The following is a 13,063-nucleotide window of genomic DNA, read 5'->3' as shown; positions in this document are numbered from 1 at the left end:
GTGACAAGCGAACACAACATGCCTTCGTATTGTCTGCGAAGGCATTTCTTTTGCCCATAAAGCAAAGGAATGCTGAAATCAATATCTGTTTGCAGTATGCAAACGATTATGCGATCGAAGTGAGGTGTATCAAATGGCAAACGCAAAAGTTATCGCTAGCAAAGAACAGTTGGTAGCTCAACTATCCGATAAATTCCGTGATAGCTCTTGTGCAATCGTTACTGACTACCGTGGTCTTAACGTTGCTCAAGTAACTGAACTACGTAAAACTCTACGTGAAGCTGGTATTGAATTCGAAGTTTTGAAAAACACAATGTTGCGTCGTGCGACTGCAAGCACTGAGTTAACTGAACTTGATCAATACTTGGTTGGTCCAACTGCTGTTGCATTCAGCAAAGATGACGTTGTTTCTCCAGCTAAAATCTTAACAGATTTCGCTAAGAAAAATGAGAAGCTAGAAGTTAAAGGTGGCGTTGTTGAGGGTAAAGTCGTAGACCTTACTCAAATCAAAGCACTTGCAGCTCTTCCTTCCAGAGACGGTCTTCTTTCTATGCTACTCAGCGTTCTTCAAGCTCCTGTACGCAACTTCGCCCTTGCGGTTAAAGCTGTTGCTGAAAAGCAAGAAGGCGCAGAAGCGTAATAGTCGCTTAAAGTCTTGGTTTGAACAAAAACTAATAATATCGATTGAATCGATTAATAAATGGAGGTATACCCATGAGCCACGCACAAATCTTGGAAGCTATCAAAGGTATGACTGTTTTAGAATTGAACGACTTGGTTAAAGCAATCGAAGAAGAATTTGGTGTAACTGCAGCAGCTCCTACAGTAGTAGCAGCTGGCGGCGCAGCAGAAGCTGTTGCTGAGCAATCCGAATTCGACGTAATCTTGAACAACGCTGGTGCTTCCAAAATCAACGTTATTAAAGTAGTGCGCGAAATCACAGGCCTAGGCTTGAAAGAAGCTAAAGACCTAGTTGACAACGCACCAAAAGCTCTTAAAGAAAAAGTAAGCAAAGAAGAAGCAGAAGCTGTTAAAGCTAAGCTTGAAGAAGCTGGCGCTTCCGTAGAAGTGAAATAATTATATATTTCATTTTCAAACCTCTTGAGGCGTAAGCTTCAAGAGGTTTGCTTTATTTCAAAAGAAATTAATACGTATTGATGTTTTTTGAAATCATGTGAAGGGGGTAGGGATATGGCAGAACATTATTATTCACAGAAACCGACGACAGCACATGATCAGCATAAGCTTGAGGTGTCGCTACGCCGACAAAAGTTTCAGTTCGTAACAGATGCAGGTGTCTTTTCAAAAAAAGGCGTGGATTATGGAAGTAAAGTATTAATAGAAGCAATGGATATTGAATCAGGTTCCAAAGTGCTCGATGTTGGCTGTGGGTATGGTCCGATTGGTTTAACTGCGGCGAAGTTATCCAGTGAGAATCATGTGACCATGCTGGATATTAATGAACGCGCAGTAGAGTTATCTAGGAGCAATGCACAACGTAATGGCTTGAGCAATGTAAAAGTGATGCAAAGTGATACTCTAGCAGCTGTACTCGATCAAACTTTTGATGTGGTGCTGACGAATCCTCCGATTCGCGCGGGGAAAGAGATTGTGCATCGTATATTTGAAGAAGTACATGCTGTTCTTCGACCTGGTGGAGCACTTTGGATTGTTATTCAGAAGAAGCAAGGCGCGCCTTCCGCGTTTAGTAAGCTAGAATCGTTATTCACTCAAGTGGATGAAGTGACGAAGGATAAGGGCTACCGCATTATTAAAGCTATAAAATAAACGTTGTTATCGTACGTTCTATGGAAAAAATATTTGACTTGACATTTTAGATATGGTATCATTAAAAAATGTCAGTATTAAGATGCCCATACTTTCGTTACTGTATAAAAAGTCAAGAGTTTTTGAGAAATTCGCGTATATTTTTGAAAATCTAGGTATATTGTTGGGTTTTTGGGCAAGTCTAACAAAATGAGTAGAAAAATATGGAATTTCCTTGCAGAATCAACGAGAAAAACCTCCATCCATGTGAAGTTTTTCTTATTTATTTTTAACAAAGATATTGAGTAGACTCGAGGGGTGATGAAGTTGGCGGGACATCTTGTTCAATTTGGTCGACGTAAACGCAGGACTTATGCTCGAATCAATGAGGTGCTTGGCATTCCGAACCTGATTGAAATCCAGCAGAAATCATATGAATGGTTCTTGGATGAAGGGCTTCGTGAAATGTTTCAGGATATCTCCCCGATTCAAGATTTTACGGGAAATCTCGTATTAGAATTCATTGATTACAATTTAGGAGATCCTAAATATTCTGTTGATGAATCCAAAGAGCGCGACGTTACTTATGCAGCTCCGCTGCGTGTTAAAGTGCGTTTAATTAATAACGAGACGGGCGAAGTGAAAGAACAGGAAGTATTCATGGGTGATTTCCCTGTGATGACGGAAACCGGTACTTTCATTATCAACGGTGCAGAGCGAGTAATCGTCTCCCAACTAGTTCGCTCCCCGAGTGTTTATTATAGCACGAAAGTGGATAAGAACGGTAAAAAAACATACACGGCGACGGTTATTCCGAACCGCGGTGCATGGCTTGAATTGGAGACAGATTCTAAGGATATCATCTATGTTCGTATTGACCGCACACGTAAAATTCCGGTAACGGTATTGCTTCGTGCAATGGGCTTTGGAACAGACGCTGAGATCTTGGATTTGCTAGGTGAAGACGAGTACATCCAGAACACGCTTGATAAAGATAACACAGACTCTACGGAAAAAGCACTTATCGAAATCTATGAGCGCTTGCGTCCAGGTGAGCCGCCTACGATTGATAATGCGCGTTCCTTACTAGTATCGCGTTTCTTCGATCCGAAGCGTTATGACCTAGCGAATGTAGGTCGTTACAAAATCAATAAAAAGCTTCATATTAAAAACCGCTTGTTCAATCAGAAACTAGCGGAAACTTTGTATGATCCGAATACAGGGGAAATTATCGCAGAAGTAGGTCAAACACTTGACCGTCGTCTTCTTGATAAAATTCTTCCTTTCTTAGAAGAAGGCGTGGGCATGAAAGCAATTAACGTGCCTAACGGTATTTCTGGTGCGGATGAGATTCCAGTACAAGCGATTAATGTATACTCACCAAATGATGATGGTAAAGTTGTGAAAGTCATTTCCAACGGTGTCATCGATAAAGCAGTGAAGAACATTACGCCTGCTGATATTATTTCTTCCATTAACTACTTTATGAATTTACTTCGCGGAATCGGCAGCACGGATGATATTGACCACTTAGGTAACCGTCGTTTGCGTTCCGTTGGTGAATTGTTGCAGAACCAATTCCGTATTGGTCTATCCCGTATGGAGCGTGTAGTTCGTGAGCGTATGTCTATTCAAGATGCGAATGTAATTACACCTCAGGCATTGATCAATATTCGTCCAGTTATTGCGTCCATTAAAGAGTTCTTCGGTAGCTCCCAATTGTCGCAGTTTATGGATCAGACAAACCCGCTTGCTGAATTAACGCACAAGCGTCGTTTATCTGCCCTTGGACCTGGTGGTTTGACGCGTGAGCGCGCGGGCTTTGAAGTACGTGACGTCCATCACTCCCACTATGGCCGTATGTGTCCGATTGAGACACCAGAGGGTCCGAACATTGGTTTGATCAACTCCTTGTCTACGTTTGCCCGTATTAATGAGTATGGCTTTATTGAAGCTCCATACCGTTGGGTAGATCCGAAATCAGGCGTTGTTACGGATAAAATTTCGTATTTGACAGCTGATGAAGAGGATAACTATGTTATCGCTCAAGCAAACGCTGTTCTTACGGAAGAAGGTACTTTCCAAGAAGATCAAGTTATCGTTCGTTTCAAAGATGATATCTTGACGCTACCAATCGAACGTGTAGACTACATGGACGTTTCTCCTAAGCAAGTTGTTTCCGTTGCGACGGCGCTCATTCCGTTCTTAGAGAACGATGACTCCAACCGTGCGCTAATGGGATCGAACATGCAGCGGCAAGCTGTTCCACTTCTAATTCCAAAAGCTCCACTTGTTGGTACTGGAATGGAGCACAAAGCTGCGAAGGACTCCGGTGTTTGTATCGTTTCGAAACATGATGGTGTGATTGAGCGTGTGTCTGGTAACGAGATCTGGCTTCGTCGTCACGAAGAAATTGACGGTAAGCTAGTGAAAGGTGACCTTGTGAAGCACAAGATTCATAAGTTCATGCGTTCTAACCAAGGTACATGTATTAATCAACGTCCAATCTGTAAATTGGGTGATATCGTTCGTAAGGGTGACATTCTAGCTGATGGTCCTTCTACTGAGCAGGGTGAATTGGCACTAGGTCGTAACGTCGTTGTTGCGTTTATGACTTGGGAAGGTTACAACTATGAGGATGCGATCCTACTAAGTGAGAAACTAGTGAAAGAAGACGTTTATACGTCTATTCATATTGAAGAATACGAGTCTGAAGCTCGTGATACGAAGCTTGGTCCAGAGGAAATCACACGTGACATTCCGAATGTCGGTGAAGATGCTCTGAAAAACCTTGACGAACGCGGCATTATCCGTGTAGGTGCGGAAATTAACGCGGGAGACATTCTAGTTGGTAAAGTAACGCCTAAGGGTGTTACAGAACTAACAGCTGAAGAGCGCTTGTTACATGCAATCTTCGGCGAAAAAGCGCGTGAAGTTCGTGACACATCCCTTCGTGTACCGCATGGTACGGATGGTATCGTTGTTGACGTTAAAGTATTTACACGTGAGAACGGCGATGAGCTGCCTCCTGGTGTGAATCAACTCGTTCGTGTGTATATCGCTCAGAAACGTAAGATTTCTGAGGGAGATAAGATGGCGGGACGTCACGGTAACAAGGGTGTTATCGCACGTATTTTGCCAGAAGAAGACATGCCATTCCTACCAGACGGAACACCTGTCCAAGTCGTGCTAAACCCACTAGGGGTACCATCACGTATGAACATCGGTCAAGTACTAGAAGTTCATATCGGTATGGCTGCTAAAGCATTAGGTATTCACGTTGCATCACCAGTATTTGATGGTGCGCATGAGTATGACGTATTTGACACGATGGAAGAAGCTGGTATGCAACGTAATGGTAAAACGCGTCTGTATGATGGTCGTACAGGAGATTTGTTTGAGCGTGAAGTTACAGTTGGTGTCATGTACATGATCAAACTGGCGCACATGGTTGACGATAAGATCCATGCTCGTTCCACTGGACCTTACTCCCTAGTTACGCAACAGCCACTTGGTGGTAAAGCGCAATTCGGTGGTCAGCGTTTCGGTGAGATGGAGGTTTGGGCACTTGAGGCGTACGGTGCAGCTTATACGTTGCAAGAAATCTTGACTGTGAAGTCCGATGATGTTGTCGGCCGGGTGAAGACGTACGAGTCCATCGTCAAAGGCGAGAATGTTCCAGAACCAGGTGTTCCGGAATCATTCAAAGTATTGATTAAAGAGCTTCAAAGTTTAGGTATGGATGTTAAGATTCTTTCTGGCGATCAAAAAGAGATCGAGTTGAAAGAAAGTGACGAAGATGATGATTCAGCGAATGATAAGCTCAATTTGAACATCGAAGGCTCTGAAGTAGCAAGCGAGTAGTTCAATGAATAGAGAGTACGGCTAAGGAGACTACCATAAGGTAGTTTCCTTGGCGTAACTTCTAACATTCGCACGATTCACACAATAGATAGTGGTTTGTAGGTTTCGTAGTAGGTTTTGAAAAAGAGTCAGCATATCTGTAAGGAGGGTTGCTCCTTGTTGGACGTTAACAACTTCGAGTTCATGAAAATCGGCTTAGCTTCGCCTGACAAAATTCGTTCCTGGTCCCGTGGTGAAGTGAAAAAGCCGGAAACGATTAACTACAGAACCTTAAAGCCCGAAAAAGAGGGCTTATTCTGTGAGAAAATCTTCGGGCCGACTAAAGATTGGGAATGTCATTGCGGTAAGTACAAGCGTGTTCGTTATAAAGGTGTAGTCTGTGACCGTTGCGGTGTTGAAGTGACGCGTCAAAAAGTACGTCGTGAGCGTATGGGACACATTGAATTAGCAGCACCAGTATCCCATATTTGGTATTTCAAGGGTATTCCATCCCGTATGGGTCTTGCTCTTGATATGTCCCCACGTTCTTTGGAAGAAGTAATCTACTTCGCTTCCTACGTGGTAACAGATCCAGGTGATACACCGCTTGAGAAGAAACAACTGCTTTCCGAGAAAGAATATCGTTCTTATCGCGAGAAGTACGGATATGCGTTCCACGCTGGAATGGGTGCCGAGGCTGTAAAGAAACTTTTACAGGACATCGAAATCGATAAAGAAGTGGAATCGCTAAAAGAAGAGCTAAAGACAGCTCAAGGCCAACGTCGTAATCGTGCGATTAAGCGCCTTGAAGTAATGGAAGCTTTCCGTAACTCCAAGAACCACCCAGACTGGATGGTACTTGATGTGTTGCCGGTAATTCCTCCAGAACTTCGTCCGATGGTTCAACTCGATGGTGGACGTTTCGCGACTTCCGACCTTAACGATTTGTATCGTCGTGTAATTAACCGTAACAATCGCCTTAAGCGTTTGTTAGACTTAGGCGCTCCAGACATTATCGTGCAAAATGAGAAGCGTATGCTTCAAGAAGCAGTAGATGCTTTGATCGATAATGGTCGTCGTGGTCGTCCTGTTACAGGTCCTGGTAACCGTCCGCTTAAATCTTTGAGCCACATGCTTAAAGGTAAGCAAGGTCGTTTCCGTCAGAACTTACTAGGTAAACGTGTTGACTACTCAGGTCGTTCCGTTATCGTTGTAGGTCCTAGCTTGAAAATGTACCAATGCGGTCTTCCAAAAGAGATGGCACTTGAATTATTCAAGCCTTTCGTTATGAAAGAGCTTGTGAATAAAGGATTAGCTCATAACATCAAGAGCGCGAAGCGTAAAGTTGAACGCGTATCTCCAGATGTATGGGATGTACTAGAAGAAGTAATTCGCGAACATCCGGTTCTGCTTAACCGTGCACCAACACTTCATAGACTTGGTATTCAAGCATTTGAACCCATTCTTGTTGAAGGCCGCGCAATTAAATTGCATCCGCTTGTTTGTACGGCGTATAACGCTGACTTTGACGGTGACCAGATGGCGGTTCACGTTCCGCTTTCCGCTGAAGCACAAGCTGAAGCACGTGTACTCATGCTTGCTTCCGGTAACATTCTGAACCCGAAAGATGGTAAGCCAGTAGTTACTCCGTCCCAGGATATGGTTCTAGGATCATTCTACCTGACTACGGATAACATTCATGCGCGTGGCGGTGGCTCAATCGTTCGTACCGTACATGAAGCAGTATCTGCTTACCAAAGCGGCAATGCTGAATTACATGCTCGTGTTGCAATTCCGGTTAAAGCTCTTAACAAAGAAAGCTTTACGACTAAGCAGCAAGAGGCAATGTTGATTACAACAATCGGTAAGATTATCTTTAACGAGATTTTCCCTACTGACTTCCCGTTCATTAATGAAGCAACAAAAGCGAACCTACTTCAAGGTGCGTCAGATAACTACTTCATTTTCGGTAAAGGTGAAGATGTTCGTAAGGCACTTGCAGAGTTCCCTGAAACAAAAGCCATTGGTAAGGACTACTTAGGTTCGATCATTGGTGAATGTTTCCGTAAGTATCACACAACGCAAACTTCGATGATCTTGGATAAGATCAAAGAGCTTGGGTTCACATATTCCACTAAAGCTGGTATTACGGTTGCTGTATCTGACGTTACGGTTCCACCTGAGAAAGTTAGGATTCTTGCTGAATCAGATGAGAAAGTTCGTACAGTTACAATGCAATATCGCCGTGGTTTGATCACGAACGATGAGCGTTATGACCGCGTAATTGCGATCTGGAGCCGTGCGAAGGACGAACTGACGGATATCCTGATGAAGTCCTTGGATAAGTACAATTCTATCAACATGATGGTGGAGTCCAAAGCCCGTGGTAACAAATCACAGATTACACAGCTTGGCGGTATGCGTGGATTGATGGCGAATCCGTCCGGTAAAATTATTGAGTTACCGATTAAATCGAACTTCCGTGAAGGTCTGACGGTACTCGAGTACTTTATTTCTACGCATGGTGCGCGTAAAGGTTTGGCCGATACAGCACTACGGACAGCTGACTCAGGTTACCTGACTCGTCGTCTAGTTGACGTTGCACAGGACGTTATCGTTCGTGACGAAGACTGCGGAACAGATAAAGGCTTTACAGTAAGCAAAATTCAAGATGGTAAAGAGGTTATCGAAGACCTGTTCGACCGTATTGAAGGACGTTACTCATTTGGTACTGTCCGTCATCCGGAGACTGGTGAAGTCATTGTTGCTCGTAATCAGCTAATTGAAGCTGACGAAGCGAATGCAATTGTTGATGCTGGAGTTGAAAAACTACAGATTCGTTCCGTACTTTCTTGCCGTTCCAAACATGGCGTCTGCAAAAAGTGCTATGGCCGTAACTTGGCTACAGGACAGCATGTAGAAATCGGGGAAGCAGTTGGTATTATTGCCGCTCAATCCATCGGTGAGCCAGGAACACAACTTACAATGCGTACGTTCCATACAGGGGGCGTTGCGGGAGACGATATTACACAAGGTTTGCCTCGTATTCAGGAGCTATTTGAAGCTCGTAATCCGAAAGGTCAAGCGCTTATTACCGAAGTTGACGGTATAGTTAAAGACATTCGCGAAGCCAAAGATCGTCGTGAAATCGAAGTTCAAGGTGAAGCAGAGTCTCGCGTATATTCCGTTCCTTACGGTTCTCGTATTCGTGTCTCCCTAAATCAGCAAATCGAAGCAGGGGATGAACTAACTGATGGTTCTATCGACCCTAAAGAAATGCTGCGTATTAAAGGTATCCGCGGCGTGCAAAACTACATTTTGCAAGAGGTGCAACGCGTATACCGTAACCAAGGGGTAGAAATTAACGATAAGCACGTCGAAGTTATGATTCGTCAAATGTTGCGTAAAATCCGTATTATTGATGCGGGCGATACGACACTATTGCCGGGTGCATTCGTCGACATTCATGAATATGAAGAAGCGAATAAGGTTGCGTTAATGGCAGGTACTGAGCCGGCAGTTGCGAAGCCAATCCTTCTAGGTATTACGAAGGCTTCTCTTGAGACTGACTCCTTCTTGTCCGCAGCATCCTTCCAAGAGACAACTCGTGTCTTGACTGATGCAGCGATCAAAGGTAAAGTCGATCAACTTCTTGGACTTAAAGAGAACGTTATTATTGGTAAGCTGATTCCAGCTGGTACGGGTATGCCTCGTTACCGTAATGTAAGAATCACTACACCTTATGACGAAATCGAGTCCGTAGATGTGGAAAAAGAAACCGTAGCAGTAGAGTAAAATCTAAGGCAAAACCTTGATATAACAAGAAAATATGTGCCTGTCTTACGAAATGGAAGAAAATTTTCATTCTGTAGGCAGGCAATTTTCTTGACATGCACTAGATGAGGTGCTAATATATCAAAGTGTGCCTAGGAAATAACGATACACATGCATTACTTTGGAGGATATGACACATGTCTTACGATAAAGTGAAGCAGGCTGAAAAGCTAAGTATTGGCACTAAGCAAGCTACAAGAAGTGTAGAACTTGGCATAGCTAAAGAAGTGATTATTGCCAAAGATACCGATTCGCGATTGCTCAATAAGATTACAATGCTTTGTCAGAGAATGAACGTTGAGATCACATATGTGGACTCTATGAAATTACTTGGTAAAGCTTGCGGGATTGATGTTGGTGCCGCGATGGTTGCGATAGTAAATGAGTAGAACAGACCGTTTTTGCTGGAGGAGAACTGTGCGAAATACTAAGTTCCTCAGGTAAAAACTTTCTCTTTGCCCAATTGCGATTCGCCTGGATCTGTGGGCTTGCAAAAATAGCATTGAATGGTTTTAATATTAGAGAGGAGGTGGCGACATGCCAACAATTAACCAATTGGTACGTAAAGGCCGTCAAGCAAAAGTGGTTAAATCTAAATCCCCAGCTCTACAAAAAGGTTTTAATGCCTTGAAGAGAGAAACTACGGATATTAGTGCTCCACAAAAGCGCGGCGTTTGTACTCGTGTAGGTACAATGACTCCGAGAAAGCCAAACTCGGCTCTTCGTAAATATGCCCGTGTACGTCTAACTAACCGTTTAGAGGTAACTGCTTATATTCCAGGTATCGGTCATAACTTACAAGAACACAGCGTGGTATTGATCCGCGGTGGTAAAGTGAAGGATTTAGCTGGAGTACGTTATCACATCGTTCGTGGTGCACTTGATACTTCAGGTGTTAACAACCGTATGCAAGCTCGTTCCAAATACGGAACTAAGCGTCCTAAAGTTAAAAAATAATACCCAATGATGATAAGTCATAAGGGATGAATCTTTCGAGAAAGGGGGATTAACTATGCCTCGTAAAGGTCCTGTTACAAAAAGAGATGTATTGCCAGATCCAATTTATAGCAGCAAATTGGTTACTCGTCTAATCAACCGCATTATGATTGATGGTAAAAGAGGAGTAGCACAATCCATTCTATACAACGCTTTTAACATCGTGAAAGACCGTACTGGTAAAGATCCGATGGAAGTGTTCGAGACAGCAATTAAGAACATTATGCCAGTTCTTGAAGTAAAAGCTCGTCGTGTTGGTGGTGCTAACTATCAAGTTCCAATCGAAGTTAAGCCAGAGCGTCGTACGACACTTGGTCTTCGTTGGTTGGTAAACTATTCTCGTCTTCGTGGCGAGAAAACGATGGAAGAAAGACTAGCTTTCGAGATTATCGATGCTAGCAACAGCACAGGTTCTTCCGTTAAGAAACGTGAAGATACACACAAAATGGCGGAAGCAAACAAAGCGTTCGCTCACTACCGTTGGTAGGATAAAATTTGCAATATAGTTAGGAGACGATTTCATGACTAGAGAGTTCTCCTTAAAAGATACGCGTAATATCGGGATCATGGCGCATATTGATGCTGGTAAAACGACTACTACAGAGCGTATCTTGTTCTTCACAGGCCGTACTCACAAAATCGGTGAGGTGCACGAAGGTGCAGCTACAATGGACTGGATGGAACAAGAGCAGGAGCGCGGAATCACGATTACTTCCGCTGCTACTACCGCTGCTTGGAAGGGTCACCGCATCAATATCATCGATACCCCGGGACACGTTGACTTCACTGTTGAAGTTGAACGTTCCCTTCGCGTATTGGATGGAGCAGTTGGTGTATTTAGTGCTAAAGAAGGCGTAGAGCCACAGTCTGAAACTGTATGGAGACAGGCTGACAAATATGGTGTTCCACGTGTTGCTTATGTGAACAAAATGGACATCATCGGTGCAGATTACCTAAACGTAATCGAATCCATGCGTCTTAAATTGGGTGCTAACGCAGTAGCGATTCAGCTTCCAATCGGCGCAGAAAACGACTTCACAGGTATTATTGACATCGTTGATGAGTGTGCTCACATGTTCAGAGACGATAAAGGTCTTAATATTGAAGTTACTGATATCCCTGAAGAATTCAAGGCAAAAGTTGCAGAACTTCGTTTAGAGCTTATCGAGAAAGTTGCTGAGCTTGACGAAGAATTGACAATGAAATACCTTGAAGGTGAAGAAATCACAACTGCAGAGCTTAAAGCTGCGCTTCGTAAGGGCGTATGTGAAGTGAAAATCTTCCCTGTAATTTGTGGTTCCTCTTACCGTAACAAAGGGGTTCAATTGATGATGGATGCTGTAGTGGAATACCTACCAGCTCCAATCGACGTTCCTGATATCAAGGGTACCCTTGAAGATGGTACGGAAACTGTACGTAAATCTTCCGATGATGAGCCGTTTGCTGCTCTTGCATTTAAGATTGCTACGGATCCTTTCGTTGGTAAACTCACGTTCTTCCGTGTGTATTCCGGCGTATTGCAATCCGGTTCTTATGTAATCAATGCAACTAAAGGCAAGCGTGAGCGTATCGGTCGTATCCTTCAAATGCATGCGAACAGCCGTCAAGAAATCTCCGAAGTTTACTCCGGTGATATTGCAGCTGCAGTAGGTTTGAAAGATACAGGTACTGGCGACACACTTTGCGACGAGAAACATCCGGTAATCTTGGAGTCCATGAACTTCCCTGATCCGGTTATCGACCTTGCAGTTGAGCCAAAAACTAAAGCTGACCAAGACAAAATGGGTATCGCACTTTCCAAGTTGACGGAAGAAGATCCGACTCTTAGAGCGCGTACTGATGAAGAAACGGGTCAAACGATCCTTTCTGGTATGGGTGAGCTTCACCTTGAGATTATCGTAGATCGTATGCGTCGTGAGTTCAAAGTAGAAACTAACGTGGGTAAACCACAAGTTGCTTACCGCGAAACATTCCGCACCGCTGCGAAAGTTGAAGGTAAATTCGTTCGTCAATCCGGTGGCCGTGGTCAATACGGACATTGTTGGGTTGAGTTCGAGCCTCTTGAAGCAGGTTCCGGCTTTGTATTCGAGAGCAAAGTCGTGGGTGGTTCTATTCCTCGTGAATACATCGCTCCGATCCAAGCTGGTATTGAAGAATCCATGAAGAACGGTGTTATCGCTGGATTCCCATTGGTTGACGTTAAGGCTACTGTCGTAGACGGTTCCTACCATGATGTCGATTCCAATGAGATGGCGTTTAAGATCGCTGGTTCCATGGCTCTTAAAGCAGCTAAAGACAAGTGTAACCCTGCACTTCTTGAGCCACTCATGAAGGTAGAAGTTACAGTTCCAGAAGAATACATGGGTGACGCAATGGGTATGCTTAACTCCCGTCGTGGACGTGTTGAGGGTATGGATTCCCGTCACGGTGCACAGTTCATTCGTGGTAAAGTGCCATTGTCCGAAATGTTCGGATTCTCCACTGTACTTCGTTCTGGTACACAAGGTCGCGGTACGTACTCCATGGAACTTTCTCACTATGAGGAAGTACCTAAGAACATCGCTGACGAAATTATCGCTAAGCACAAAGGCGAATAATTATAAATCTAAGCGGATCGATTTAT

General features: G+C 43.7%; 9 protein-coding genes and 1 other annotated feature (1 of these 10 only partly in view). All 9 genes read left to right on the top strand.

Annotation, left to right across the window (positions count from 1 at the left end):
* Positions 1 to 59, top strand: a sequence feature (ribosomal protein L10 leader region); it begins 87 nt to the left of the window's first position.
* Between the two features lie 74 nt (positions 60 to 133).
* The 9 genes from rplJ (at position 134) to fusA (ending at position 13,037) form a co-directional block, all read left to right on the top strand.
* Positions 134 to 640 carry a 50S ribosomal protein L10 gene (rplJ, locus tag NV379_RS24525; protein WP_258209981.1) on the top strand — a complete coding sequence of 169 codons (507 nt, stop codon included), beginning with the start codon at positions 134 to 136 and terminating at the stop codon, positions 638 to 640.
* A gap of 74 nt (positions 641 to 714) precedes the next feature.
* On the top strand, positions 715 to 1,077 hold the full coding sequence (gene rplL, locus NV379_RS24520; RefSeq protein WP_258209980.1) for a 50S ribosomal protein L7/L12: 363 nt from the start codon (positions 715 to 717) through the stop codon (positions 1,075 to 1,077).
* 114 nt (positions 1,078 to 1,191) lie between these two features.
* Positions 1,192 to 1,788, top strand: coding sequence for a class I SAM-dependent methyltransferase (locus tag NV379_RS24515; RefSeq protein WP_258209979.1), 597 nt, complete (start codon positions 1,192 to 1,194; stop codon positions 1,786 to 1,788).
* 300 nt (positions 1,789 to 2,088) lie between these two features.
* Positions 2,089 to 5,631, top strand: coding sequence for a DNA-directed RNA polymerase subunit beta (gene rpoB / locus NV379_RS24510; protein ID WP_258209978.1), 3,543 nt, complete (start codon positions 2,089 to 2,091; stop codon positions 5,629 to 5,631).
* A 156-nt stretch (positions 5,632 to 5,787) separates the two neighbouring features.
* A complete protein-coding gene (gene rpoC, locus NV379_RS24505) occupies positions 5,788 to 9,405 on the top strand; it encodes a DNA-directed RNA polymerase subunit beta' (RefSeq protein ID WP_258209977.1) in 3,618 nt (1,205 codons plus the stop codon).
* Between the two features lie 176 nt (positions 9,406 to 9,581).
* Positions 9,582 to 9,833 carry a ribosomal L7Ae/L30e/S12e/Gadd45 family protein gene (locus NV379_RS24500; protein ID WP_258209976.1) on the top strand — a complete coding sequence of 84 codons (252 nt, stop codon included), beginning with the start codon at positions 9,582 to 9,584 and terminating at the stop codon, positions 9,831 to 9,833.
* Between the two features lie 148 nt (positions 9,834 to 9,981).
* The gene (gene rpsL / locus NV379_RS24495; RefSeq protein ID WP_258209975.1) at positions 9,982 to 10,401 is read left to right on the top strand and encodes a 30S ribosomal protein S12; all 420 of its coding nucleotides are present in this window, start codon (positions 9,982 to 9,984) and stop codon (positions 10,399 to 10,401) included.
* Between the two features lie 55 nt (positions 10,402 to 10,456).
* Positions 10,457 to 10,927, top strand: coding sequence for a 30S ribosomal protein S7 (rpsG, locus tag NV379_RS24490; protein WP_258209974.1), 471 nt, complete (start codon positions 10,457 to 10,459; stop codon positions 10,925 to 10,927).
* Positions 10,928 to 10,961: 34 nt separating this feature from the next.
* On the top strand, positions 10,962 to 13,037 hold the full coding sequence (gene fusA, locus NV379_RS24485; protein ID WP_258209973.1) for an elongation factor G: 2,076 nt from the start codon (positions 10,962 to 10,964) through the stop codon (positions 13,035 to 13,037).
* Positions 13,038 to 13,063 lie beyond the last annotated feature (26 nt).

Source organism: Paenibacillus radicibacter (assembly GCF_024721995.1).
GTDB lineage: Bacteria > Bacillota > Bacilli > Paenibacillales > NBRC-103111 > Paenibacillus_AM > Paenibacillus_AM radicibacter.
The sequence above is the reverse complement of the archived record's forward strand: the minus strand, read 5'-3'. Positions and strand labels throughout refer to the sequence as shown.